21 protein-coding genes are annotated in these 23,300 nt (G+C 65.0%); 5 read left to right on the top strand and 16 right to left on the bottom strand.

The features are described from left to right. Window positions 1-139: 139 nt before the first annotated feature. From ACQ4N9_RS03785 to ACQ4N9_RS03735, 11 genes are all read right to left on the bottom strand, one after another. Window positions 140-1,432, bottom strand: coding sequence for an adenylosuccinate synthase (locus ACQ4N9_RS03785; RefSeq protein WP_003249542.1), 1,293 nt, complete (start codon window positions 1,430-1,432; stop codon window positions 140-142). Between the two features lie 56 nt (window positions 1,433-1,488). Next, window positions 1,489-2,676, bottom strand: coding sequence for an ATP phosphoribosyltransferase regulatory subunit (locus ACQ4N9_RS03780; RefSeq protein ID WP_347151168.1), 1,188 nt, complete (start codon window positions 2,674-2,676; stop codon window positions 1,489-1,491). Between the two features lie 281 nt (window positions 2,677-2,957). Further along, a complete protein-coding gene (hflC, locus tag ACQ4N9_RS03775; protein ID WP_110996130.1) occupies window positions 2,958-3,827 on the bottom strand; it encodes a protease modulator HflC in 870 nt (289 codons plus the stop codon). Next, entirely contained in the window at window positions 3,827-5,017 is a 1,191-nt protein-coding gene (hflK, locus tag ACQ4N9_RS03770; protein WP_125860656.1) for an FtsH protease activity modulator HflK, read from the bottom strand. The genes hflC and hflK overlap by 1 nt, the downstream gene beginning before the upstream one ends. A gap of 96 nt (window positions 5,018-5,113) precedes the next feature. After that, window positions 5,114-6,415 (bottom strand): ribosome rescue GTPase HflX, encoded by a 1,302-nt coding sequence (hflX, locus tag ACQ4N9_RS03765; protein WP_125860658.1) that lies wholly within the window; start codon window positions 6,413-6,415, stop codon window positions 5,114-5,116. A gap of 18 nt (window positions 6,416-6,433) precedes the next feature. Beyond that, window positions 6,434-6,694 carry an RNA chaperone Hfq gene (gene hfq, locus ACQ4N9_RS03760; RefSeq protein ID WP_110996133.1) on the bottom strand — a complete coding sequence of 87 codons (261 nt, stop codon included), beginning with the start codon at window positions 6,692-6,694 and terminating at the stop codon, window positions 6,434-6,436. Window positions 6,695-6,787: 93 nt separating this feature from the next. Continuing rightward, complete coding sequence (gene miaA, locus ACQ4N9_RS03755; protein ID WP_125861431.1) at window positions 6,788-7,759, bottom strand: tRNA (adenosine(37)-N6)-dimethylallyltransferase MiaA; 972 nt, start codon at window positions 7,757-7,759, stop codon at window positions 6,788-6,790. A gap of 1 nt (window position 7,760) precedes the next feature. Next, window positions 7,761-9,662, bottom strand: coding sequence for a DNA mismatch repair endonuclease MutL (gene mutL / locus ACQ4N9_RS03750; RefSeq protein ID WP_390965916.1), 1,902 nt, complete (start codon window positions 9,660-9,662; stop codon window positions 7,761-7,763). Further along, complete coding sequence (locus tag ACQ4N9_RS03745) at window positions 9,659-11,092, bottom strand: N-acetylmuramoyl-L-alanine amidase (protein ID WP_390965914.1); 1,434 nt, start codon at window positions 11,090-11,092, stop codon at window positions 9,659-9,661. The genes mutL and ACQ4N9_RS03745 overlap by 4 nt, the downstream gene beginning before the upstream one ends. 12 nt (window positions 11,093-11,104) lie before the next feature. Continuing rightward, window positions 11,105-11,569, bottom strand: a complete 465-nt coding sequence (gene tsaE / locus ACQ4N9_RS03740; protein WP_371923667.1) for a tRNA (adenosine(37)-N6)-threonylcarbamoyltransferase complex ATPase subunit type 1 TsaE — start codon at window positions 11,567-11,569, stop codon at window positions 11,105-11,107. Continuing rightward, window positions 11,566-12,426 (bottom strand): NAD(P)H-hydrate dehydratase, encoded by an 861-nt coding sequence (locus ACQ4N9_RS03735; protein ID WP_390965912.1) that lies wholly within the window; start codon window positions 12,424-12,426, stop codon window positions 11,566-11,568. The genes tsaE and ACQ4N9_RS03735 overlap by 4 nt, the downstream gene beginning before the upstream one ends. A gap of 65 nt (window positions 12,427-12,491) precedes the next feature. Here ACQ4N9_RS03735 and queG point away from each other — a divergent pair, with 65 nt between their 5' ends. Beyond that, a complete protein-coding gene (queG, locus tag ACQ4N9_RS03730) occupies window positions 12,492-13,556 on the top strand; it encodes a tRNA epoxyqueuosine(34) reductase QueG (protein WP_125465761.1) in 1,065 nt (354 codons plus the stop codon). A 168-nt stretch (window positions 13,557-13,724) separates the two neighbouring features. Here queG and ACQ4N9_RS03725 read toward each other — a convergent pair whose 3' ends face one another. Both ACQ4N9_RS03725 and orn read right to left on the bottom strand, forming a co-directional pair. After that, window positions 13,725-14,336 carry a trimeric intracellular cation channel family protein gene (locus tag ACQ4N9_RS03725; protein WP_110996140.1) on the bottom strand — a complete coding sequence of 204 codons (612 nt, stop codon included), beginning with the start codon at window positions 14,334-14,336 and terminating at the stop codon, window positions 13,725-13,727. Window positions 14,337-14,428: 92 nt separating this feature from the next. Further along, window positions 14,429-14,971 (bottom strand): oligoribonuclease, encoded by a 543-nt coding sequence (orn, locus tag ACQ4N9_RS03720; protein WP_390965909.1) that lies wholly within the window; start codon window positions 14,969-14,971, stop codon window positions 14,429-14,431. Window positions 14,972-15,079: 108 nt separating this feature from the next. On the opposite strand from orn, the gene rsgA reads away from it, so the two are divergent. Beyond that, window positions 15,080-16,111, top strand: a complete 1,032-nt coding sequence (rsgA, locus tag ACQ4N9_RS03715) for a small ribosomal subunit biogenesis GTPase RsgA (protein WP_390965907.1) — start codon at window positions 15,080-15,082, stop codon at window positions 16,109-16,111. A gap of 280 nt (window positions 16,112-16,391) precedes the next feature. Here the strand turns inward: rsgA and motB are convergent, their stop codons facing one another. Beyond that, window positions 16,392-17,411 (bottom strand): flagellar motor protein MotB, encoded by a 1,020-nt coding sequence (gene motB, locus ACQ4N9_RS03710; RefSeq protein ID WP_125860664.1) that lies wholly within the window; start codon window positions 17,409-17,411, stop codon window positions 16,392-16,394. A 3-nt stretch (window positions 17,412-17,414) separates the two neighbouring features. Then, window positions 17,415-18,266 carry a flagellar motor stator protein MotA gene (motA, locus tag ACQ4N9_RS03705; protein WP_125860666.1) on the bottom strand — a complete coding sequence of 284 codons (852 nt, stop codon included), beginning with the start codon at window positions 18,264-18,266 and terminating at the stop codon, window positions 17,415-17,417. A gap of 130 nt (window positions 18,267-18,396) precedes the next feature. On the opposite strand from motA, the gene ACQ4N9_RS03700 reads away from it, so the two are divergent. Genes ACQ4N9_RS03700 through asd form a run of 3 tightly spaced genes read left to right on the top strand, consistent with a single transcriptional unit; the run spans window position 18,397 to window position 21,659 of the window. Further along, window positions 18,397-19,932, top strand: coding sequence for an HDOD domain-containing protein (locus ACQ4N9_RS03700; RefSeq protein WP_390965903.1), 1,536 nt, complete (start codon window positions 18,397-18,399; stop codon window positions 19,930-19,932). A gap of 44 nt (window positions 19,933-19,976) precedes the next feature. After that, on the top strand, window positions 19,977-20,786 hold the full coding sequence (locus tag ACQ4N9_RS03695) for a rhodanese-like domain-containing protein (protein ID WP_390965901.1): 810 nt from the start codon (window positions 19,977-19,979) through the stop codon (window positions 20,784-20,786). A 9-nt stretch (window positions 20,787-20,795) separates the two neighbouring features. After that, the gene (gene asd / locus ACQ4N9_RS03690; protein WP_110996147.1) at window positions 20,796-21,659 is read left to right on the top strand and encodes an archaetidylserine decarboxylase; all 864 of its coding nucleotides are present in this window, start codon (window positions 20,796-20,798) and stop codon (window positions 21,657-21,659) included. 62 nt (window positions 21,660-21,721) lie between these two features. Here the strand turns inward: asd and ACQ4N9_RS03685 are convergent, their stop codons facing one another. Continuing rightward, the gene (locus ACQ4N9_RS03685; protein ID WP_390965899.1) at window positions 21,722-23,167 is read right to left on the bottom strand and encodes a histidine kinase; all 1,446 of its coding nucleotides are present in this window, start codon (window positions 23,165-23,167) and stop codon (window positions 21,722-21,724) included. Between the last annotated feature and the right edge of the window lie 133 nt (window positions 23,168-23,300).

The following is a 23,300-nucleotide window of genomic DNA, read 5'->3' as shown; positions in this document are numbered from 1 at the left end:
CCAGCTCCCACACACAGCGCATGCCAGAGCCTGTGGGAGCCGGCTTGCCGGCGATGGGGCAACGCCCAACTTGACGATACAAATGAAAACGCCGCACCCCCTTGCGGGAGCGCGGCGCTCGATCAGCCGGAAAGGCTAATCAGGCAAACGGATGACGCAGCACGATGGTCTCGTTGCGGTCCGGGCCAGTCGAGATGATGTCGATCGGCGCGCCGACCAGCTCCTCGATGCGCTTGATGTAATCGCGCGCGGCCTGTGGCAGCTCTTCCAGGGTTTTAACGCCCAGGGTCGACTCGCTCCAGCCTGGCATCTCTTCGTACACCGGCTCCAGGCCGATGTAGCTGTCGGCATCGGAAGGTGCGTCGATGACAGCACCGTTCTCGTTCTTGTAGCCCACGCAGATGTTGATGGTTTCCAGGCCGTCCAGTACGTCCAGCTTGGTCAGGCAGATGCCCGAGATGCTGTTGACGTCGATGGCGCGACGCAGGATTACCGCATCGAACCAGCCGCAACGACGGGCGCGGCCGGTGGTGGAACCGAACTCGTGACCACGCTTGGCCAGGGTGGCGCCGGTCTCGTCGAACAGTTCGGTCGGGAACGGACCGGAACCGACACGGGTGGTGTAGGCCTTGGTGATGCCGAGGATGTAGTCCAGGTACATCGGGCCAACGCCGGAACCGGTGGAGATGCCGCCAGCGGTGGTGTTGGAGCTGGTGACGTACGGGTAGGTACCGTGGTCGATGTCCAGCAGCGAGCCCTGGGCGCCTTCGAACATGATGTCCTTGCCGGCGCGGCGCAGGTTGTGCAGCTCGGCGGTAACGTCGAGCATCATCGGCTTGAGCTGCTCGGCGTAGGCCATGCACTCGTCCAGGGTCTGCTGGAAGTCGATGGCCGGCTCTTTGTAGTAATTCACCAGCTGGAAGTTGTGGTAGTCCAGCAGCTCACCGAGCTTGGCGGCGAAACGCTCGCGGTGGAACAGGTCGCCCACACGCAGGCCGCGGCGCGCGACCTTGTCTTCGTAGGCTGGGCCGATGCCACGACCGGTGGTGCCGATCTTGGCTTCGCCACGGGCTTTCTCACGGGCCTGATCGAGGGCCACGTGGTACGACAGGATCAGCGGGGCAGCCGGGCTGATGCGCAGACGCTCGCGCACCGGTACGCCCTTCTCTTCCAGCTTGGTGATTTCGCGCATCAGCGCATCCGGGGCCACGACCACGCCGTTGCCGATCAGGCACTGTACGCCTTCACGCAGGATGCCCGACGGAATCAGGTGCAGAACGGTCTTCTCACCGTTGATCACCAGGGTGTGACCCGCGTTGTGGCCACCTTGGTAGCGCACGACGGCGGCAGCATGTTCGGTCAGCAGATCGACGATCTTGCCTTTGCCCTCATCACCCCACTGGGTGCCCAGGACGACGACATTCTTACCCATAACACTTGTCCTCATTCACGCAAACTTGGTTGCCGGCCCATCGCCGGCGAAGAATCTCAATGGGTCAGCGGCAGAACCTGCCAGCGCCCGTCTTGCTGAATCAATTGCCGATCACAATCCGCCTCAAGGGCAGCACTCAGCGGCTGGCCAGGCAGAGCCTGGACCACACGCTGGCCCTCGTTGCGCAACTGGCAGACTTGCTGCCAGAGGGCCGCATCACCGCTGTCGGGCATCCAGATGCCGCCAGCCGGGAGTACGACCTCCGCTCGCCCCAGTGTGACCAGGGTCTTCAAATCCGTGGAGAAACCGGTGGCCGGGCGTGCCCGGCCGAAGTCGGCGCCGATGTCGTCGTAACGCCCGCCCTGGGCGATCGACTGACCCTCGCCAGGCACGAACACGGCGAACACCACGCCGGTGTGGTAGTGGTAGCCGCGCAGCTCGCCGAGGTCGAAGTACAGCGGCAGGTCCGGGTAGCGCGAGGCCAGGCGATCAGCGATCGCCAGCAGGTCGTCCAGCGCTGCCAGCACGCTGGCCGGGGCACGGCCGAGGCGCACACGGGCTTCGGCCAGCACTTCGCGACCACCGCACAGCTCGCACAGGGCGCGCAGCATGTTGCCGAGGTCCTGCGGCAGGTTGGCGGTCAGCGCCTGAACTTCATCGACAGCCTTGCGCTGCAGGGCATCGAACAGCTGCTGCTCGACGTCACCCGACAGGTTGGCGGCGCGGGCCAGGCCACGGTAGATGCCGACATGGCCGAGGTCCATGTGCACATCCGCCACGTCGGTCAGCTGCAGCGTGGTGAGCATCAGGCTGATGATTTCGACATCGCTGGTAGGGCTGGCGTCGCCGTACAGCTCAGCGCCCAACTGGATCGGGCTGCGCGAGGTGGACAGCGCGCGTGGCTGGGCGTGCAGCACGCTACCGGCATAGCACAGGCGGCTCGGGCCTTCGCGGCGCAGGGTGTGTGCATCGATACGCGCCACCTGCGGGGTGAAGTCGGCGCGGAAGCCCATCAGGCGCCCGGACTGCGGATCGACAACCTTGAAGGTGCGCTCGTCCAGGTCCGCACCGGCACCGGTCAGCAGCGACTCCAGGTATTCGATATGGGGGGTGACCACCAGCTCGTAACCCCAGCTCTGGAACAGGTCCAACACCTGCCGACGCGCGATCTCGATGCGCGCAGCCTCAGGTGGCAGTACTTCCTCGATGCCATCTGGCAGAAGCCAGCGGTCTACCGTTGCCATTACGCCATTTCCCCTTTGGTCCGGGCGGCCACCCTGCGGGCTAGCCTTGAGTGAAACGGGCCCTGGCGGACAGCAGCGGGCAGGACCGAACCCAGCGCAGCCACCGTTACCAACACCCTTGAATACCTTGCGCCGGGGCCGTTTCATCGGCCAATCAACCTTACAGACGCAAAAAAGCCGGGAATTTCCCGGCTGCCGCATCATACACCCCTTTTCATTCAGGATGCACCCCGCCAGGCATTTTAGCTGCCGGGCGGGGTGCGCCCATCATGAGAGCAACCTCAGGGCTTGCTCTTGTCCAGGAAACGGAAGAACTCGTTCTTCGGGTCCAGGACCAGCACGTCGCTCTTGCTGGAGAAGCTCTCGCGGTAGGCCTGCAGGCTACGGTAGAACGCGTAGAAATCGGCGTCCTGGGTGTAGGCCTTGGCATAGATGGCAGCCGACTGGGCGTCGCCATCACCGCGGGTCTCTTCCGCTTCACGATACGCTTCGGCCAGCAGCACGCGGCGCTGACGATCGGCGTCGGCACGGATGCCTTCGGCCAGCTCGTTACCCTTGGCGCGGTGCTCGCGGGCTTCACGCTCACGCTCGGTGCTCATGCGGTCGAACACGCTGCGGTTGACTTCCTTGGGCAGGTCGATGGCCTTGACGCGAACGTCGACCACTTCGATACCCAACTCCTTGCTGGCCATGCGGTTCAGCGAGGCGGTGATGTCAGCCATCAGTGCGTCACGCTCACCCGATACCACTTCGTGCAGGGTGCGTTTACCGAACTGGTCACGCAGGCCGCTTTCCAGACGACGCGACAGGCGCTCGTCGGCGATCTGCTTCATACCCGAAGTAGCGGTGTAGAAGCGCTCGGCGTCCTTGACGCGCCACTTGGCGTAGGCGTCGACCATCACTGCTTTCTTCTCCAGCGTCAGGAAACGCTGGGTCGGGGCGTCGAGGGTCATCAGGCGGGCGTCGAACTTGCGCACCTGGTTCACGTACGGCACCTTCACATGCAGGCCAGGCTGGACATCGGCCTTGACCACGCGACCGAACTGCAGCAATACCGCGCGTTCGGTTTGCGAAACGATGTAGAAGCAGTTCCAGGCGACGATCGCCAGCACCACGGCGCCAATCAGGGCGAACAGCGATTTATTGCTCATCAGCGGCTCTCCCTGGAACGCAGCGGCGGTTGTTGCTGTTGCAGGTCCTGCGCGGCGCGCGCGGCTGCGTCGTTAGCCGACGAGGTCGATGCACCGGCGGATGGAGCTGCAGCGCTGTTGCGGCCGCTTTCGACCATCTTGTCCAGCGGCAGGTAGAGCAGGTTGTTCTGCCCATCCTTGGTTGCCACCAGGACTTTGCTGGAGTTGCTGTACACCTCCTGCATGGTCTCGAGGTACAGGCGCTGACGGGTAACCTCTGGCGCCTTGCGGTACTCGGCGACCAGCTTGGTGAAGCGATCGGCCTCACCCTTGGCGCGGGCGATGACTTCATCGCGGTAGCCGTTGGCGTCCTCGATGATGCGCTGCGCCTGGCCACGGGCTTCCGGCACCACGCCGTTGGCGTAGGATTCGGCCTGGTTGCGGGCACGCTGCTCGTCTTCACGGGCACGGATCACGTCGTCGAAGGCCTCTTGCACTTCACGCGGGGCGGCCGCGCTCTGCACGTTGACCTGGGTCACGGTGATACCGGTCCGGTAGGTGTCGAGGAAACGCTGCAGGCGCTCGCGGATGTCCACGGCCATCTGCTCACGGCCTTCGGTCAGCACCTGGTCCATCGAGGTGGAACCCACCACGTGGCGCAGGGCGCTGTCGGTCGCATGCTGCAGGCTGACTTCCGGCTGGTCGACGTTGAGCACGAAGTCCTGCAGGTTGCTGATGCGGTACTGCACGGTCAGCGGCACTTCGACGATGTTCTCGTCTTCGGTGAGCATCTGGCCCTGCTTGGTGTAGGCCCGCTCACGGGTCACGTTTTCCATGTACTTGCGGTCGATCGGCGGGAAATAGATATTCAAGCCGGGGCCGACGGTCTCGTAGTACTTGCCGAAGCGCAGCACGACTGCCTGCTCCTGCTCGTCCACCACGTACACGGCGTTGTACAGCCAGATTGCCGCCAGCACCGCCAGGCCTACGCCCAGCAGGCCCAGGCCGCCACCTTTGCCGATATTGCGGTCGCTGTTGCCACCGCGCTTCTTGCCACTGCCGAACATGCCGTTCAGGCTGTCCTGCAGCTTGCGGAAGGCCTCGTCCAGATCCGGTGGACCTTTCTTGTCGCCACCGCCGCCACCGCCACCGCGACGACCGCCCCAGGGATCCTGATTGTTCGAGTTGCCACCCGGCTCGTTCCAAGCCATAGCGCTCTCCATCTGATAAAGCAAAGACGCGCCCACGGCGCGCCGTCCAATGCTACAGAATGCCTGTCACTGCTGCCCGGCGACCTCGACGAGCATTTATTGCAAAGTGTGTTGCTCGACAAACACTTGCGGCTCCATGCCTTCGCGGCTGACCAGGCGATTCAACTCGACCCTGGGCAGTCGCACGCTCAGCAGGCTGCGCCCTTCTTCATCATGCTCTTCACTTTGCACGGCACCCAACGCGAAGAATTGCGCGCGCAAGCGGGCAAATCGCTGCTCCAGGCACAGGGTTCCGACATAAAGATCATCCCCCAGCAATTCGGCAACTGCCTGGCCAACCAGCTCCAGGCCTCGTCCATCACGTGCCGATACCCAGACCCGTTGCGGCTTGCCGTCGGCATCGCGCTGGATCTGCGGCTCGACATCTTCGAGCAGGTCGAGTTTGTTATACACCTCGAGGATCGGCAAGCCTTCAGCGCCAATCTCGCCCAGCACCGCCAAGACCTGCTCGATCTGCTCCATGCGCTCGGGCTCATGGGCGTCGATCACGTGCAACAGCAGGTCGGAGTTGCTCGACTCTTCGAGCGTAGCCCGAAATGCCTCGACCAGCTTGTGCGGCAGGTGGCGGATGAAACCCACGGTGTCGGCCAGCACGATGGGCCCAAGGTCGGCCAGTTCCAGCCGGCGCAGCGTAGGGTCGAGGGTGGCGAACAGCTGGTCCGCGGCATAGACCTCGGACTGCGTGAGGGCGTTGAACAGGGTCGACTTGCCGGCGTTGGTGTAACCCACCAGCGACACGGACGGGATATCGGCGCGCTTGCGCCCGCGACGGGCCTGCTCGCGCTGGCTGCGCACCTTCTCCAGGCGGCCCTTGATCTGGCGCAGGCGCACCCGCAACAGACGGCGGTCGGTTTCCAGCTGGGTTTCACCCGGGCCGCGCAGGCCGATACCGCCCTTTTGCCGCTCAAGGTGAGTCCAGCCGCGTACCAGCCGCGTGCTCATGTGCTCGAGCTGGGCCAGTTCGACCTGCAGCTTGCCTTCGTGAGTACGCGCCCGTTGGGCGAAGATATCGAGAATCAGCCCGGTACGGTCCAGCACGCGACACTCGAAAACACGTTCGAGGTTACGTTCCTGGCTGGGCGTGAGGGTGTGATTGAAAATCACCAGGTCAACTTCTTCGGTTTTGACCAGGTCGCGCAATTCCTCGACCTTGCCGCTACCGATCAGAAACTTGGCGGTGGGCTGATGCCGTGACACTGTCGCCAGTGTAACGATCTCGGCTCCGGCCGACAGCGCCAGCTCCTGAAACTCCTGCGGGTCTTCGCGCGCCTCAGGGTTCTGACCTTCCAAGTGAACGAGCAGCGCTCGCTCACCACCACCGTGGCGCTCAAAGAACAATGCAGGCTCCTACTATTTTCAAGCGTTGCCTTGCTCGCTGTCGCCATGCTCGCCATCGGTCGGGCTAGGCAGACGAACTGGACGGGCAGGTACGACAGTCGAAATCGCGTGCTTGTAGACCATCTGGCTGACGGTGTTCTTCAGCAGCACGACGAACTGGTCGAACGATTCAATCTGGCCCTGCAACTTGATCCCGTTGACCAGATAGATCGAAACCGGGACCTTCTCTTTTCTCAAGGTGTTCAAGTAAGGGTCTTGTAGCGAATGCCCTTTTGACATATGCCGCACTCCTGTAAGGATCAATAGTAAAAAACAAGAAAATTCAGTAATTGCTGCCGCCTTTCGCAAGAATAGACGGCAATAAGCAGGGACTCAGCTCAATATGGAGACGGCCCCAAGGTATTTCAAGGTGCGGGACAGATTGTCGCAGGCCAGGCTATCCAGCCAGTGCACGTCGGACCAACCGCGCAACCAGGTGAATTGGCGCTTGGCCAGCTGACGCGTGGCAATGATACCGCGTTCACGCATCTCATTCTCAGTTAGCTGGCCGTCCAGGTAATCCCAGACCTGCCGATACCCCACTGCCCGTATAGACGGCAGCCCGGCGTGCAAGTCACTTCTGGCTCGCAGCGATCGGACCTCGTCGACGAAGCCCTGTTCCAGCATCTGCGAAAATCGTAACGCAATTCGCTCATGCAAAATGTGACGATCTGTAGGCGCTATGGCCAGGCTGGCGACAGTATAGGGCAAATGCCCGCTCACGCCTGCGTCTGCGCCGCGACTTTCGGCGAATTGTCGCTGGCGGTGGGCGGTCATGCTTTCGCCGCTCACCCGGTACACCTCAAGCGCGCGAATCAGCCGCTGCGGGTCATTCGGATGGATACGCGCCGCCGACTCAGGGTCCACCTCGGCCAGCTGGCGATGCAACTCGGCCAGGCCCAGCTCGCCGGCCTGGGCCTCAAGCTCGGCGCGCACCCCTGCATCGGCCGGCGGCATGTCGGCCAGGCCGTCGACCAAAGCCTTGTAATAAAGCATGGTGCCGCCGACCAGCAGCGGGATCTTGCCGCGCGCGGTGATCTCGGCCATGGCCTCGAGCGCATCGGTGCAGAACTGCTTTGCCGAATAGCTCTCGGCCGGGTCGAGGATGTCGATCAGCCGATGCGGATGGGCGGCCAGCACCTCTTTCGAGGGTTTGGCAGTACCGATATCCATGCCGCGATAGACCAGCGCCGAATCGACACTGATCAGCTCGCACGGCAGCACCTTGGTCAGCTCGATGGCCAGGTCGGTCTTGCCGGCTGCCGTCGGGCCCATGAGGAATATCGCCGGGGGTTTCATGCTCATCTCATCGCCCCCGCAGGAACAGCTTGTCCAGGTCATCCAGGCCCATCTGGGTCCAAGTCGGCCGGCCGTGGTTGCACTGGCCACTGCGCTCGGTGTTCTCCATGTCGCGCAGCAGGGCGTTCATTTCCGGGATCGCCAAGCGCCGGTTGGCGCGCACCGCACCATGGCAGGCCATGGTCCCGAGCAATTCGTTCAGGTGCGCCTGGATGCGGTCGCTGCTGCCGTACTCCATCAGGTCGGCGAGCACGTCCTGTACCAGGCGGTTGGCCTCGGCCTGCTTGAGCAGCGCCGGGATCTGCCGGATCGCCAGGGTTTCCGGGCCCAGGCGCTGCAGCTCGAAGCCCAGGCGCTGGAACCACTGGGCGTGCTCTTCGGCGCAGTCGGCCTCGCGCTGGCTCAGCGCCAGCGACTCTGGCACCAGCAGCGGCTGGCCGCTCAGGCCTTCGCTGGCCATGGCCACCTTGAGGCGCTCGTACATGATCCGCTCGTGGGCGGCATGCATGTCCACCAGCACCAGGCCGATGGCGTTCTCGGCCAGGATGTAGATGCCTTTGAGCTGGGCCAGGGCATAGCCCAGTGGCGGGATATCGCCCTGGCTGTCCGGCAAGGCTCCCGGCGCTGCCGTGGCGTTGTCCAGCGGCGCATAGAACTCGCGGTAGACCGCCTGGGCCTCACCGGCAGCGACCGGCTGAGCCGGCCGCGGGGTGTATTGGTACTGATAACCCGCACCCGCGCCGCCCGAGGAGAACGACTGACGCGCCTCGCCCTGGGGCTGCTCCAGTACCGGCGAAGCCAGGCGCATTTCGCCCTGGGGGCCGAATTCCCCGGCCTGCTGGCCGCTCGGGCGAATCAGTTCGGCGGTTGCCGCGGGGGCCGCGAGCTGATCCTCGGGCCGCACATCAGCCAGGGCCCGGTGCAGGGTGCCATAGAGGAAATCGTGGACCATCCGCCCTTCGCGGAAGCGCACTTCGTGCTTGGTCGGGTGCACGTTGACGTCGACACCGGTCGGGTCGAGCTCAAGGAACAGCACAAAGGTCGGGTGCCGGCCGTTGAACAGCACGTCGCGGTAGGCCTGGCGCACCGCGTGGGCAACCAGCTTGTCGCGCACCGCGCGGCCATTGACGAAGAAGTACTGCAGGTCTGCCTGGCTGCGCGAAAACGTCGGCAGACCAACCCAGCCCCACAAACGCAGGCCGTTGCGCTCGACGTCGATCGGCAAGGCCTGCTCGAGGAAGCCCGGGCCACAGATGGTACCCACGCGCCGCGCCCGGGCCATCTCGTCGGCAGCCTCGTGCAGGCTGAAGATGGTCTTGCCGTTGTGGCGCAGGTGGAAGCCCACGTCGAAGCGCGCCAGCGCCAGGCGCCGGATGACTTCCTGCAGGTGATCGAATTCGGTTTTCTCGGCCTTGAGGAACTTGCGCCGGGCCGGGGTATTGAAGAACAGGTCACGCACCTCCACCGAGGTGCCGACCGGGTGCGCGGCTGGCTGCACGCGCGGGAGCATGTCGCGGCCTTCGGTCTCCACCTGCCAGGCTTCGCCGGCGTCGGCGGTGCGCGATGTCAGGGTCAGGCGGGCCACCGAGCTGATCGAGGCCAGGGCCTCACCGCGAAAGCCCAGGCTGAGCACGCCTTCGAGGTCTTCCAGCTCACGGATCTTGCTGGTGGCGTGGCGCGCCAGGGCCAGCGGCAGGTCGTCCGGGGCAATGCCGCTGCCGTTGTCACGTACCCGCAGCAGCTTCACGCCGCCCTGCTCGACCTCGACTTCGATGCGCCGGGCGCCGGAGTCGAGGCTGTTTTCCAGCAACTCCTTGGCCACCGAAGCCGGGCGCTCGACGACCTCGCCCGCGGCGATCTGGTTGGCCAGCCGCGGGCTGAGCAGCTGGATGCGCGAACCGCCATTCATTGTTGCGACGCCAGGGTGGTGCCCGGAATGTCGAGGTGCTGGCCGACTTTCAGCTCATCGGTCTTCAGGCTGTTGCTGCTGCGCAGGCTGGCAACGCTGACCTGGTAGCGTACGGCGATCATCGCCAGGGTCTCGCCGGGGCGCACGGTGTGATCGCGCGGCCCTTGGGCAATCTTGCCGCTGTCACGCAGCCAGGCGATGTAGGTGCCCGGTGGCGGGTTCTGCTGGAAGAACTGGCGCACGCCGGTATGGATCGAACGGGCCAGCGCTTGCTGGTGGCCGCGCGTGGCCAGTTTGGCCGCCTCGTTGGCATTGGAGATGAACCCGGTTTCAACGAGGATCGATGGAATGTCCGGCGACTTCAGCACCATGAACCCGGCCTGCTCGACGCGCTGCTTGTGCAGCGGGGTCACCCGGCCCATGTTGCCCAGCACCTTTTGCCCAACGTTGAGGCTGGAGCTGAGGGTGGCGGTCATCGACAGGTCGAGCAGTACCCCGGCGAGCATGCGGTCCTTGTCGTCGAGGCTGACGTTGCCGGCGCCGCCGATCAGGTCGGAACGGTTTTCCGTGTCGGCCAGCCAGCGCGCGGTCTCGGAGGTAGCGCCGCGGTCGGACAGGGCGAATACCGAGGCACCGAAGGCGGCCTTAGACGGCGCGGCATCGGCGTGAATCGAGACGAACAGGTCAGCGCCCTTCTTGCGGGCGATCTCGGTGCGTTTGCGCAACGGGATGAAGTAGTCGCCGGTACGGGTCAGCTCGGCGCGGTAACCTTTCTCGCTGTTGATCTGACGCTGCAGTTCCTTGGCGATGTCGAGCACGATGTCTTTTTCGTGCTGCCCACGCGAGCCCGAGGCGCCCGGGTCTTCGCCACCGTGGCCGGCGTCGATGGCCACGACGATGTCGCGCTTGCCGGCAGGTGCCGGTGGCAGCTTGATCGCGGGTTGCACCGGGGTCACCGGCACCGCCGGTGTGGTCGCAGGCGGCTGCACCGCCGGGGGCGGTGTCGGGTTGCTGGCGGCGATGGCGTCGGCTTCCTGGTCGTACAGGTCGACCACCAGGCGGTTGCCATACTGGGCATTCGGCGCCAGGGTGAAGCTCTTGGGCGATACGGCCTTTTTAAGGTCGATCACCACGCGCAGGTCGGTGGGCGTGCGCTGGGCCGAGCGCATGCTGTTGATCGGCGTGTTCGAGGTGGCCACGTTCAGCGGCCCACCCAGGGTGGCACCGTTGATATCGATGACCAGGCGATCCGGCGCGGTCAGGGTGAAGACGCTGTGCTGTACAGGCCCGGACAGGTCGAAGACCAGCCGCGTGTTGTCCGGCGCACGCCACAGGCGCACGCTCTTGACTTGAGTGACAGCCGCCAGAGCGTCAACGGTCACCGTTGTCAGCAGCAGCCCAACGACAGCGACCAGTGCGCGTATGCGCATACCTTTCCCCACTTACTGTTTGATTTTCTTGGCCAGATCGGCACACCAGGCTTCGCCGCGTGCCCCCTGCGGCGACAGGTTCAGCGAGCGCCCGCCCGCTTGCGGGCTTATGGTAATGGTCAGGTCGGGCTTTGGCAAAACGCCCGCACCTTTATCGGGCCATTCGAACAGGCACAGGGCATCGCCCTCGAAGTAATCGCGAATCCCCATGAATTCAAGCTCTTCCGGATCGACCAAGCGATACAGGTCGAAGTGAAAAGCGCGAATGTCGCCGATCTCGTAGGGTTCGACCACGGTGAAGGTCGGGCTCTTGACCGGACCGGTGTGGCCCAGGCCACGGATCAGGCCGCGGGACAGGGTGGTCTTGCCGGCGCCCAGGTCGCCCTCGAGAAAGATCACGCCATGACCGCCGGTCACTTCAGCCAGCTTCGCGCCGAAGTCGACGGTGGCCTCTTCATCGGCCAAAAACAGGGTTATGCCAGACACGCTGAATGTTCCTCCAACAATTCTCTAATGACCGCAACCAGATCGCTGGCTGCCAGGCCTCTTCCCTCAACCCCCAGCCGCTCGCCGGCTCGGGCATGCAACCACACCCCCAGGCAGGCTGCCTGCCAGGCGTCCAGCCCTTGGGCCAGCAGCGCCGCCAGCACCCCGGTGAGCACATCGCCCAACCCCGCGCCGGCCATGGCCGGATGACCGTGATCGCACAGCGCCAGCCGCCCGGCAGGGTCAGCCACCAGCGTGCCGGCGCCCTTGAGCACACAGACGCTGGCATATTTGCGCGCCAGCTTGCGCGCGGCACCGGGCCGGTCGGCCTGCACCGCTTCGGTGGAGATCCCCAGCAGGCGCGCCGCCTCCCCCGGGTGCGGGGTCAGCACGCTGCCGCTGGGCAGCGCCAGCGGCGAGCGCGCCAGCAGGTTGAGCGCATCGGCATCCCAGACTTGCGGCAGGTGCGCGTTGGCCACCGCCGACAACAGGCTGCGCCCCCAGGCCGCTTGCCCCAGCCCTGGCCCGACCACCAGCACCGAGGCGCGCTCCAGCGGCCCCATCAACTGATTGACCGAGCTCACGCCCAGCCACATGGCCTCGGGCAGACGGGCCAGCCCGGCAGCGACATGTTCGGGGCGCGTGGCCACACTGACCAGGCCGGCGCCACAACGCAGCGCGGCTTGCGCACTGAGCATCACCGCACCGCCGGTGCCCAGGTCGCCACCGACCACCAGCACGTGGCCGAAGTCAGCCTTGTGGGCGCCAGCGGCACGCGGCGGCAGGCCGGCCAAGATCAGCCGATTGAGCGGTTGCGGGGTATTACCGGGGTGTTTGGTCTGAGGCATGGGGTCAAAGGCTCCGATGTCTGGCAGAATTATACGCACCTACACCCGTAATGCCTTGCCCATCCATGCCTGCCACGCTTCCAGACATCAACACATTGGCCCAATCGATCAAGGATTGGGGCCAAGAACTCGGTTTTGCCCACGTCGGCATCGCCGGCGTGGACCTTGGCGAGCACGAACAGCACCTGCAGCGCTGGCTCGCGGCCGGCTACCAGGGCGAGATGGAATACATGGGCGAGCACGGCACCAAGCGTTCGCGCCCCGCCGAGCTGATCCCCGGCACCCTGCGGGTGATATCGCTGCGCATGGACTACCTGCCGGGCGACACGCAGATGGCACAACGCCTGGCCCAGCCGGAAAAAGCCTATATCGCGCGCTACGCCCTGGGCCGCGACTACCACAAGCTGGTACGCAAGCGTGTGCAGCACTTCGCCGACCGCATCCAGGAAGCCATCGGCCCGTTCGGCTACCGTGCCTTCGTCGACAGCGCCCCAGTGCTGGAGAAAGCCCTGGCGCAGGAGGCTGGCCTGGGCTGGATCGGCAAGAACACCTTGCTGCTCAACCGCAAGGCCGGCAGCTACTTCTTCCTCGCTGAGCTGTTTGTTGACCTGCCGCTGCCGATTGACGGCGTGCAGGGCAGCGATCACTGCGGCCGCTGCCAGGCCTGCCTGGACATCTGCCCGACCCAGGCCTTCGTCGGCCCTTACCAACTCGATGCACGGCGCTGCATTTCCTACCTGACCATCGAGCTGCGCCACGCCATTCCCGTGGAGCTGCGCCCACTGATCGGCAACCGTGTGTTCGGCTGCGACGACTGCCAGCTGGTCTGCCCATGGAACCGCTTTGCCAAGACCACCACCGAGGATGACTTCATGCCGCGGCGCGGCCTGGACAACGTCGAGTTGGCCGAGCTGTTCCTGTGGGATGAAAAGCGCTTTCTCGGCAGCACCGAGGGCTCGCCGTTGCGGCGTGCGGGGTATGAGCGGTTTTCCCGCAACCTGGCGGTGGGGCTGGGCAACGCGCCTACCACGATCCCGGTTGTAGAAGCGCTGAAAGCGCGGCGCAATGACCCGTCGGCGTTAGTGCGCGAGCATGTGGAATGGGCGCTGGGGCGGCACGGCGTCCTGTAGGCGATCAGTCAGCGTTTCGGCGTGCGCAGTCGCACAACGTGAAAGCGGTGGTACGTAGGAGCGGGCTTGCCCCGCGATCTCGGCGAAGCCGGTGCATCCAATCGCGGGGCAAGCCCGCTCCCACGAGTAGCCGAACAGCTCCTGCATCCCGCAGCAGCCGCGCACGATTCACTGCTGGTCGTTGTAGTGGAACTTGGGCATTTCCCAGTGGAAACGGATCGCCAGCAAGCGCACCAGGAACCCGCCAAACAGGGTCAGCAGCATCGCCTGCTCCGCCGGCACCTTGAAGTACACGCAGCCCAGGTAGAACCACGCCGCCGCGAACGACACGCTGGCGTACAGCTCGCGCCGGAACACCAACGGGATGTCGTTGCAGAAGATATCCCGCAGGATGCCGCCGAATACCCCGGTGATCACCCCGCTGATCGAGGCGACCAGGAAGCCCTGCCCCATCTCCAGCGCGGTCATGCAGCCGATCAGGGTGAACGCCACCAGCCCCAGGGCATCGAGCACCAGGAACAATGAGCGCAGGTGGCGCATCAAGGGGGCGATGAAGATGGTCACCAGCGCGGCAAAACTGGTCAGCACCAGGTATTCCGGGTGTTTTACCCAGGTCAGCGGATAGTGCCCGAGCAGCACGTCACGCACCGAACCGCCACCCAGGGCGGTAACGCAGGCAATCAGCACCACACCGAACCAATCCATGCCGCGACGGCCGGCAGACAGGGCGCCAGTCATGGCTTCGGCGGTGATGGCGATGAGGTAGAGCATCAACAACATGGTGCAGGTCCGTGCGGGAAAGGCGCGCAGTCTACCCAGTCGCGCGAGGCACCAAAAGAGGGCGCGCCGACGATTGTCGGCGCACGGCAAGCTCAGACCTTGATGAAATGCTCGCGGTAGTGACGCAGCTCGGCGATCGACTCGCGAATGTCGTCCAGGGCCAGGTGGGTGCTGCCCTTCTTGAAGCTGTCACGCACGTCCGGCGCCCAGCGCGCGGCCAATTCCTTGAGCGTGGAGACGTCGAGGTTGCGGTAGTGGAAGTAGTTTTCCAGCCCGCGCATGTGCCGGTACAGGAAGCGGCGGTCCTGGCAGATGCTGTTGCCACAGATCGGCGACTTGCCCTTGGGCACCCACTGCTCCAGGAAAGCGATGGTCTGCGCCTCGGCCTCGGCCATGCTGATCTTGCTCTCGCGCACGCGCTGGGTCAGGCCCGAGCCGCCGTGGGTGCGGGTGTTCCACTCGTCCATGCGTGCCAGCACTTCATCGCTGTGATGAATGGCGATCACCGGGCCTTCGGCTAGGGTGTTCAGCTCGCTGTCGGTGACGATGGTGGCCATCTCGATGATGACGTCGCTGTCCGGGTCCAGGCCGGTCATTTCCAGGTCGATCCAGATCAGGTTCTGTGGGTTCTGCATGAAAGTGCTCCTCGAATAGGCCGTCATATTAGCCCAGCAAGGCGGTGCGTGGGCGGGCCATGCTAAACTGCGGCGGTTTTCTCACTGCCCCGCCGATACGGAACCTTCATGGCCAAACGCCAGCTCAACCGCCGCCAGAACTGGCGCATCGAAAAGATCCAGGGTGAACGCGCCGCCCGCGCCGCCAAACGCGAGCAGCATGCACTGCAAGAGCTCGAAGGTGGCGACCTGGGGCCGGAGCAGTTGGGCCTGGTGATCGCCCACTTCGGTGTGCAGGTCGAGGTCGAGGCCCAGGACGGCGACGACGCCGGCCAGGTATTCCGCTGCCACCTGCGGGCCAACCTGCCGGCGCTGGTCACCGGCGATCGCGTGGTATGGCGCGCCGGCAACCAGGGCATCGGCGTGATCGTCGCCCAGATGCCGCGCAGCACCGAGCTGTGCCGGCCGAACAATCATGGCCAGCTCAAGCCGGTGGCGGCCAACGTCGACCTGATCGTCATCGTCTTCGCACCCGCGCCGGAACCGCACCCCAACCTGATCGACCGCTACCTGGTGGCCGCCGAGCATGCCGGTATCCGCCCGCTGCTGCTGCTCAACAAGGCCGACCTGATCAACGACGAGAACGCCCCGACGCTCAACGCCATGCTCGAGGTGTATCGCGGGCTCGGCTACCCATTGCTGGAAGTGTCGGCGCACCAGGGCGATGGCATGCAGCGCCTGCAACAGACGCTGGATGGCCATATCAGTGTGTTCGTCGGCCAGTCGGGGGTGGGCAAGTCGTCGCTGGTCAACAGCCTGCTGCCTGACGCCGGCACCCGCGTCGGCGACCTGTCCGAATGGTCAGGCCAGGGCACCCACACCACCACCACCGCGCGGCTCTATCACTTCCCCAACGGCGGCGACCTGATCGACTCCCCGGGTATCCGCGAGTTCGGCCTGGGCCATGTCAGCCGTGATGATGTGGAAGATGGCTTCATCGAGTTCCGCGAGCTGATCGGCCATTGCCGCTTCCGCGACTGCAAGCACGACCGCGAACCGGGCTGTGCATTGCTCAAGGCACTGGAGGCGGGCAGCGTGACGCAGCAGCGGATGAACAGCTACCGCTCGATCATCGCCAGCCTGCCGCAAGACAGCTACTGAGGCTGCGGCAGAGCGGTGTATTCACAAGCCCTGTGGGAGCGGGTTCACCCGCGAAGCAGGCGACGCGATGCATGGCACCGGCTTCGCCGGTGTTCGCGGGTAAACCCGCTCCCACATGGATCGCGCTAACTTGAAGCAGCATCGTACCTGTGGGAGCTGGCTTGCCAGCGATGAGGCCAGCACTGACAACATAAGACAGTTGCTCCCACAGGCCCTTCACAAAGCAAAACGCCCGTGACTGCGTACTCAATCACGGGCGTTTTGCCTGGCAGCGACCGGTTTACTGGTTCTTCTGCTCATCCATCTTCAACACACCATCCTCGAAGATGTTCAGCTTTTGCCGCAACTCGCGAGGCTGCATCGGGTCCTGCGGCGCCGGAGCGGCGGCGCCTGGCGCACCCTGGGCAGGCGGCGTCGCTTGCGGCTGGGCCTCAGGCGCACCCTGCTCACCCTGCTCACCCTCGATGGTGCGCTGGGCCTTCTTGGTCAGGACGATGATGTCGATACGGCGGTTGACCGGGTTGAACGGATTCTTGCGGTCGAACAGCGACGACGACGCGTACCCCACCACTCGCGCCACCTGCTCATCCGGGTAACCACCCGCGACCAGGGCACGACGCGCGGCGTTGGCACGGTTGGCCGACAGCTCCCAGTTGCCGTAGTCGCCGGTGCCGGAGTACGGCTTGGCATCGGTGTGGCCACTGATGCTGATCTTGTTCGGCACCGCCTTGATGGTGTCGGCCATGGCCAGCAGGATGTCTTCGAAGTACGGCTGCAACCGTGCGCTGCCAATGTCGAACATCGGCCGGTTCTCGGCGTCCATGATCTGGATGCGCAGGCCGTCCTGGGTGATCTCGAACAGGATCTGGTCCTTGAACTTCTGCAGCTGCGGGTTTTCCTCGACCTTGTTCTGCAGCTCCTGCAGCAGCAGCTCCAGGCGCTCGCGCTCGACCTGCTCGGCCATGGTCTCGACCTTGTCCTTGTCCAGCTGGATGCTGGTATCAGGCGTCGGCTCGGACTTGGTCTCGGGGTTGATGGTCTTTTCGGGGGCCAGCTGTGGCGAGCCACCCAGGTCGATGATGTACGGCGTGCCGCTTTCGGAGAAGCCGATCGGGTCCTTGAAGTAGCCGGCAATGGCGATCTTCTGCTCGGGCGTGGCGGTGGAAAGCAGCCACAGCACGAGGAAGAACGCCATCATCGCCGTGGCGAAGTCGGCGAAGGCGATCTTCCAGGCGCCGCCATGGTGGCCTCCACCGAAGCGCTTTACGCGCTTGATGATGATGGGCTGATTGTTTTCCATGGCTTAGCGACCGCGGACCGCTTGTTCCAGCTCGGCGAAGCTTGGACGGTGCTTGGGGTACAGCACCTTGCGCCCGAACTCGACAGCCAGCGAAGGCGGCATGCCCGAGGCGGAAGCGACCAGCGAAGCCTTGATCGACTCGTACAGGTTGAGCTCTTCCTTGGCATCGTGCTCCAGGCACTTGGCCAGCGGGCCGAAGAAGCCATAGGCGGCGAGAATACCGAAGAAGGTACCGACCAGCGCCGCACCTACGTGCAGGCCGATCGACGCCTGGTCGCCGTCGCCCAGCGACGCCATGGTCACCACGATACCCAGTACCGCCGCGACGATACCGAAGCCGGGCATGCCGTCGGCGATGCCGTTCACCGCGTGGGACGGGTGCTCCAGCTCTTCCTTCATGCTCAGCAGCTCCATGTCGAACAGGCCTTCGAGCTCGTGGGGAGCCATGTTGCCGGTGGACATGATGCGCAGGTAGTCGCAGATATAGGCGGTCATGCGTTCATCGCCCAGTACGGCGGGGTACTTGGCGAAGATCGGGCTGGCGGCGGCGTCTTCGATGTCACCTTCGATGGCCATCATGCCTTCGCGGCGACTCTTGTTGAGGATCTCGTATACCAGGCCCAGTACTTCCAGGTAGAAAGTATGGGTGAAGCGGCTGCCGAACATCTTCAGCGACTTCTTGACCACATGCATGGTCATGTAGCCAGGGTTCGCCTGGAGGAACGCACCGAACGCGGCGCCGCCGATGATCAGCACTTCGAACGGCTGAATCAGCGCCGCGATCTTGCCGTGGGAAAGCACGTAGCCGCCGAGCACGCTCGCGAATACGACGATGATGCCGATAATTTTAGCCATAGGTTCAAAGCACTTGCTGTCGTGGTCAGGGTCGGGGACGGGAGCTTTAAAACTCTTCTTCTACTTATCGGCACAACTGCGCCAGACTATAGCCACTCATCGCGAAAAGCCAGTTCGGACTGATGTCAAAATGCCAATTGAAACCAAGGTGCCAAGTAAGGTTCCCGCGACGCTAGAGGCCTGGGTAAAGCTGCTCGACGGGGTGCGCCTGCCGGTGCCGAAAGAGAGCCACGACCAGGTGGTCAAGGCCATCGCCGACAGCCGTCGCTCGCTGCGCGAGATCGCCGAACTGCTGCAGGACAGCCCCGCCCTGGTGCTATGCGTGATGCGCGAGGCCAACCATCCGGCCAGCCCCAGCCAGGCCGCCCCCGCCGAAAGCCTGGAAGTTGCCCTGAATCGCCTGGGCCTTGAACGTACCAGTCAACTGCTGGCACGCCTGCCCACCCTGCCCGGCGACGACATCCCGCCGGTGCTGCGCCAGTTCCTGCTGATCAGCCAGCACGCCGCACAACAAGCCAACGGCCTGTTCGCCAGCCGCCTGGCGCGGCTGTGGCAGGACATCCACTGGGGCAGCCTGCTGTTCCTCTCGCCGCTGTGGCCGCTGGCCCTGGCCTACCCGAAGCTGCTGGACGCCTGGGAGCTGCGAGTTATCCACAAAGGCGAGGACGCCGCCCAGGTCGAACATGAACTGTTCGGCGTGCGCATCATGTCGCTGTGCCAGGCCGTGGCCGAGCACTGGCGCCTGCCTGGCTGGGTCACCCAGGGCTATCGCCTGCTGATCGACGAACGCGAGCAACTGGCCCAGGTACTGGCCATCGCCCGCGAACCCGAGCCCCTGGTACAACAGCAGCGCCTGGACGAGGAGCCGGCCCTGCGCCGCTGGTTCAACCAGCCGCCCAACACCGTCTTGCTCGCCAATGGCCTGGCGCTGGCGGCGCAGGTCGGCTGGGACAATCCGCACCTGCTGCGCTGGCAGTTGCTGACCGCGTTGTACCTGCAGACTTCGCTGGAAGATGTGCAGCAGCAGGTCCACCAACAGGCCGCGGCCAGCGCCCGCCACCATGCGCGCCACGCCTTGTTCCACCCGGCCGAAGCGCTGATCTGGCCCTGGCACCAGCGCCGCCCGCACCCGGACATGCTCACCCCGCCGCCGCCCAGCGCCGAAACGCTGGCGCACTGGCGCACGCTGTGCCAGGAACTGCTGGCCCAGCCAAGCCCGTTCTCCAACACCGTGCACCTGGCCACGCAAGCGCGCGAGGCGCTGCTGGCGTGCGGCATGCAGCGCATCATGCTGCTGAGCCTGGACAAGGCCAGCGACTACCTGCGCGTGCAGCAGACCGCCGGTCTGCCCAAGGAAGCAGACGCCATGGCGCTGGCGATCGGGCAGAACAAACTGCTGCAAAAGCTGATGAGCAAAGCCGGGCAACTGCGCCTGACGCCGGAAAACCACGCCCAGTTCGCCGCACTGCTGCCGGCCCCGCTGCGGGCGTTCTTCCGCAGCGAGCACCTGCTGCTGCGCTCGCTGGCCGTCGGCGAGCAGGTGCTGATGCTGGCGGTGGTCGACCAGGGCGGCAAGCCGTTGGCCGATGTCAGCGTGCAAGCCTTCGGCAAGACCGCGCAATGCATCGAGCGCGCCCTGGCCGTGTTTGCCAACCGCAATGCCTGAGCCTTGCGCTACAATCGCTGCTCTTTCCACCCTGGAGACCGTGGATGACTGACTTTTCCGGCTTGCCCCTGGTGATCGAAGCCGAGGACCTGCTACCGCGCCTGGCTTCGCCACAGCTGATCCTGGTCGACCTGAGCAGTGCCAATCGCTACGTCAGCGGGCACATCCCAGGGGCCCGCTTCGTCGAGGGCAAGCGCACCCAACTGGGCCAACCACCAGCACCCGGCCTGCTGCCGGCACTGGGCGACCTGGAGAAACTGTTCAGCGAGCTCGGCCACCGCGACGATGCCGTCTATGTGGTCTACGACGATGAAGGGGGCGGCTGGGCCGGGCGCTTCATCTGGCTGCTCGACGTGATCGGCCACCCGCACTACCACTACCTCAACGGCGGCATCCAGGCCTGGCCGGCAGACAAGCTGTCCACCGAGGCGCCGGCACCTGCCAGCACCCCGGTGCGCCTGCAGTTGCACAGCGAGCCGACCGCCACCCGCGAATACCTGCAAAGCCGCCTGGGCGCCGACGACCTGGTGGTCTGGGACGCCCGCGGCCCGCAGGAGTTCAGCGGCGAAAAAGTCCTGGCCGCCAAGGGCGGGCACATCCCCGGCGCGATCAACTTCGAGTGGACCGCCGGCATGGACCTGAACGACCACCTGCGCATCCGCAAGGACATCGCGCAAGTGCTCGAACAACTGGGCATCACCCCAGACAAGGAAGTGATCACCCACTGCCAGACCCACCGCCGCTCCGGTTTCACCTACCTGGTGGCCAAGGCCCTCGGTTACCCACGCATCAAGGCTTACGCCGGCTCGTGGAGCGAATGGGGCAACCACCCCGACACGCCCGTAGAAGTTTAAGGACGCACAATGAAATCCCGTTTGTTCATCATCAGCCAGCACCTGCTGCCGCACCACTTGCTGTCGCGCCTGGCCGGCTGCGTCGCCGAATGCCGCGCGCGCTGGTTCAAGAATGCCTTCACCGCCTGGTTCGCCAAGCGCTACCAGGTCAACATGTCCGAAGCGCTGGTCGAAGACTTGACTGCCTACGAGCACTTCAACGCCTTCTTCACCCGTGCCCTCAAGCCCGGCGCCCGCCCGCTGGACGAGACCCCCGGCGCCATCCTCTGCCCGGCCGACGGCGCGGTCAGCCAGCTCGGCCCGATCGAGCATGGCCGCATCTTCCAGGCCAAGGGCCACAGCTTCAGCGCCCTTGAGCTGCTGGGCGGTGACCCGGCCCTGGCCGCCCCCTTCATGGGCGGCGAGTTCGCCACCATCTACCTGTCGCCCAAGGACTACCACCGCGTGCACATGCCGCTGGCCGGCACCCTGCGCGAGATGGTCTACGTGCCGGGCCGGCTGTTCTCGGTCAACCAGACCACCGCAGAGAACGTCCCCGAGCTGTTCGCCCGCAACGAGCGCGTGGTCTGCCTGTTCGACACCGAGCGTGGGCCGATGGCGGTAGTGCTGGTTGGCGCAATGATCGTCGCCTCGATCGAGACCGTCTGGGCCGGCCTGGTCACGCCACCGAAGCGCGAGCTCAAGACCTTCCGCTACGACGAAGCCAGCCGCGCACCGATCCACCTGGAGAAAGGCGCCGAACTGGGGCGCTTCAAGCTGGGCTCCACGGCTATCGTGCTGTTCGGGCCAGAGCAGGTGAAGTGGGCTGAAAACCTCGGCGCAGCCTCTGCCGTGCGCATGGGTGAACTGCTGGCGCAGCCAGCCCAGGCCTGATCCGCCGCTGCAATGAAAAAGGCCCTGCATCTGCAGGGCCTTTTCTTTTGGTGCATGGCGTATCAGGCGCGGCGTTCGTGCATCCGCGCCAGCTGGCGTTCCAGCATCGACGGGTACGGCTCCATCAACCGCTCGACGCAGCTCGCGCCCTCGGGGCTGGCGATCGGGCGGATGCGCGCACGCTGGCGCACCAGGGCATCGTCGCTGATGCGCCGCTCCACCAGCAGCAGGTTGCGGCTGTGCTGCGACAGCGCCAGGGCGTCCTGGGCCTGTTCGGTCATCAGCAGGTCAACCTGATCCAGGCCCTGCAGGTCATCGGCCAGCACCAGGCCCAGTTGCAGCTGCAGGGTGATGCCGCTATCGGCCACCTCGATCTGCAGGGCATGGCCCAGGGCACGCAGCAGCTCACCGCAGCAGATGGCGTTGGTCAGGTAGTCCTCGCCAGAGTCGCGGCTGTGGAACAGCAGCAGGGTGCCGCCGTCGCTCAGCGTGTGCACTTCGCCTTCATACAGCGAGGCAGCCTGGTCGAGGCAGTCGTTGTAGCGTTCCAGCAGCTCGGCCAGGCGGGTGCGCGGCAGGCGGCGCAGTTGCTCCTGGGAGCCCAGCTGGACCGCCAGCACGGCGCTGCTCTGGGGCTCGTTCGACTCGACGGCGATCGGCTTGGCGGGGGCGGTTTCTTCGTCCATCAGGCCGGCAAAGGCTTCGTCATCGTCGTCAGCCTCGTGCACGGCGGGCCTGGCGCGCGGGGCGGCCTTTGGCGCTACCGGCGCGTCGTCGAAGTCGTCTTCTTCCTCGACCTCTGGCTCCGGCGGCGGTGGCGGTGCGAGGCGGGCGTGCAGCTGGCGGGCCAGGTCGCCGATTTCGTCCTGGCGGTCGATGGCCGGGGTGTAGGGGTGCGGGTCACGCAGCCAGACCCGCAGTTGCAACAGCGGGGTGGAGATGAAACGGCCAAGGCGCAGGCTCAGAGTGAGGGCCAGCGCCAGCAGGATGGCGGCAAGGATGCCCATGCTCTGCAGGCTGATCAGCATCGGCTGCTGGAACTGGCTCATATCCAGGCTGATGCGCAGCTGGCCGGCGGTCACGTCCTGGAAGGTGATCTTGGTCTGGTACAACCCTTCTGCCTCGCCCAGCAGGCTGTTGCGCGGGCGCTGGCCGGCCTCGGCGAGGATGCGGTTGTCCACGCTGTAGATGGCGGCGTGCGCCACCAGCGGGTTCTTCACCAGGTTGCCGAGCAGCACATTGAGGCTGAGGATGTCGTTGGACACCAGCAGTTCGGTGGCGGAGGTGGCGGTCTGCGTGGTCAGGCTCTGGCCAACGGCATCGGCCTGCTCATGCATGGCCTGCTTGAACTGCAAACCCATCACGCAGGCATAGATCACCAGGGCCAGGGCCACCAGGAAGATGTTATGGCTGGCGATACGCAGGGCCAGGGGGATTCGGCGCTGGCTGAGGGCTCGGTAGATCATCAGGAAGAAGTTGTCGGTTTTGACGGGCGTGGGCCGGTTCACAGAGCGCGGCTCTTAATGGCGAGAAAGTGCTGCGCAGTATAGCGAGCAGAGTTTTGTCGGCAAAGTATCGTTGGCGCCCGATGGTCACGGAAAATCGGTAGAATGCGCATTTTTCATCGAAGTCGGAGCCCGG

Origin of the sequence: Pseudomonas sp. ES1 (assembly GCF_050586605.1) — a bacterium.
In the GTDB taxonomy this organism is placed as follows: Bacteria; Pseudomonadota; Gammaproteobacteria; order Pseudomonadales; family Pseudomonadaceae; genus Aquipseudomonas; species Aquipseudomonas sichuanensis.
Note: the sequence above shows the minus strand (reverse complement) of the source record. Positions and strands in the feature narration are given on the sequence as shown.

What these genes read in the sequence shown, in the direction of transcription:
- ACQ4N9_RS03785 (WP_003249542.1), bottom strand. Translation starts at nt 1,432, where the DNA reads ATGGGTAAGAATGTCGTCGTCCTGGGCACCCAGTGGGGTGATGAGGGC.
- motB (WP_125860664.1), bottom strand. Translation starts at nt 17,411, where the DNA reads ATGGAAAACAATCAGCCCATCATCATCAAGCGCGTAAAGCGCTTCGGT.
- asd (WP_110996147.1), top strand. Translation starts at nt 20,796, where the DNA reads ATGAAATCCCGTTTGTTCATCATCAGCCAGCACCTGCTGCCGCACCAC.
- rsgA (WP_390965907.1), top strand. Translation starts at nt 15,080, where the DNA reads ATGGCCAAACGCCAGCTCAACCGCCGCCAGAACTGGCGCATCGAAAAG.
- hflK (WP_125860656.1), bottom strand. Translation starts at nt 5,017, where the DNA reads ATGGCTTGGAACGAGCCGGGTGGCAACTCGAACAATCAGGATCCCTGG.
- ACQ4N9_RS03735 (WP_390965912.1), bottom strand. Translation starts at nt 12,426, where the DNA reads ATGCCTCAGACCAAACACCCCGGTAATACCCCGCAACCGCTCAATCGG.
- ACQ4N9_RS03780 (WP_347151168.1), bottom strand. Translation starts at nt 2,676, where the DNA reads ATGGCAACGGTAGACCGCTGGCTTCTGCCAGATGGCATCGAGGAAGTA.
- ACQ4N9_RS03745 (WP_390965914.1), bottom strand. Translation starts at nt 11,092, where the DNA reads ATGCGCATACGCGCACTGGTCGCTGTCGTTGGGCTGCTGCTGACAACG.
- ACQ4N9_RS03695 (WP_390965901.1), top strand. Translation starts at nt 19,977, where the DNA reads ATGACTGACTTTTCCGGCTTGCCCCTGGTGATCGAAGCCGAGGACCTG.
- ACQ4N9_RS03700 (WP_390965903.1), top strand. Translation starts at nt 18,397, where the DNA reads ATGCCAATTGAAACCAAGGTGCCAAGTAAGGTTCCCGCGACGCTAGAG.
- orn (WP_390965909.1), bottom strand. Translation starts at nt 14,971, where the DNA reads ATGCAGAACCCACAGAACCTGATCTGGATCGACCTGGAAATGACCGGC.
- queG (WP_125465761.1), top strand. Translation starts at nt 12,492, where the DNA reads ATGCCTGCCACGCTTCCAGACATCAACACATTGGCCCAATCGATCAAG.
- hflC (WP_110996130.1), bottom strand. Translation starts at nt 3,827, where the DNA reads ATGAGCAATAAATCGCTGTTCGCCCTGATTGGCGCCGTGGTGCTGGCG.
- ACQ4N9_RS03725 (WP_110996140.1), bottom strand. Translation starts at nt 14,336, where the DNA reads ATGTTGTTGATGCTCTACCTCATCGCCATCACCGCCGAAGCCATGACT.
- mutL (WP_390965916.1), bottom strand. Translation starts at nt 9,662, where the DNA reads ATGAATGGCGGTTCGCGCATCCAGCTGCTCAGCCCGCGGCTGGCCAAC.
- motA (WP_125860666.1), bottom strand. Translation starts at nt 18,266, where the DNA reads ATGGCTAAAATTATCGGCATCATCGTCGTATTCGCGAGCGTGCTCGGC.
- hfq (WP_110996133.1), bottom strand. Translation starts at nt 6,694, where the DNA reads ATGTCAAAAGGGCATTCGCTACAAGACCCTTACTTGAACACCTTGAGA.
- miaA (WP_125861431.1), bottom strand. Translation starts at nt 7,759, where the DNA reads ATGAGCATGAAACCCCCGGCGATATTCCTCATGGGCCCGACGGCAGCC.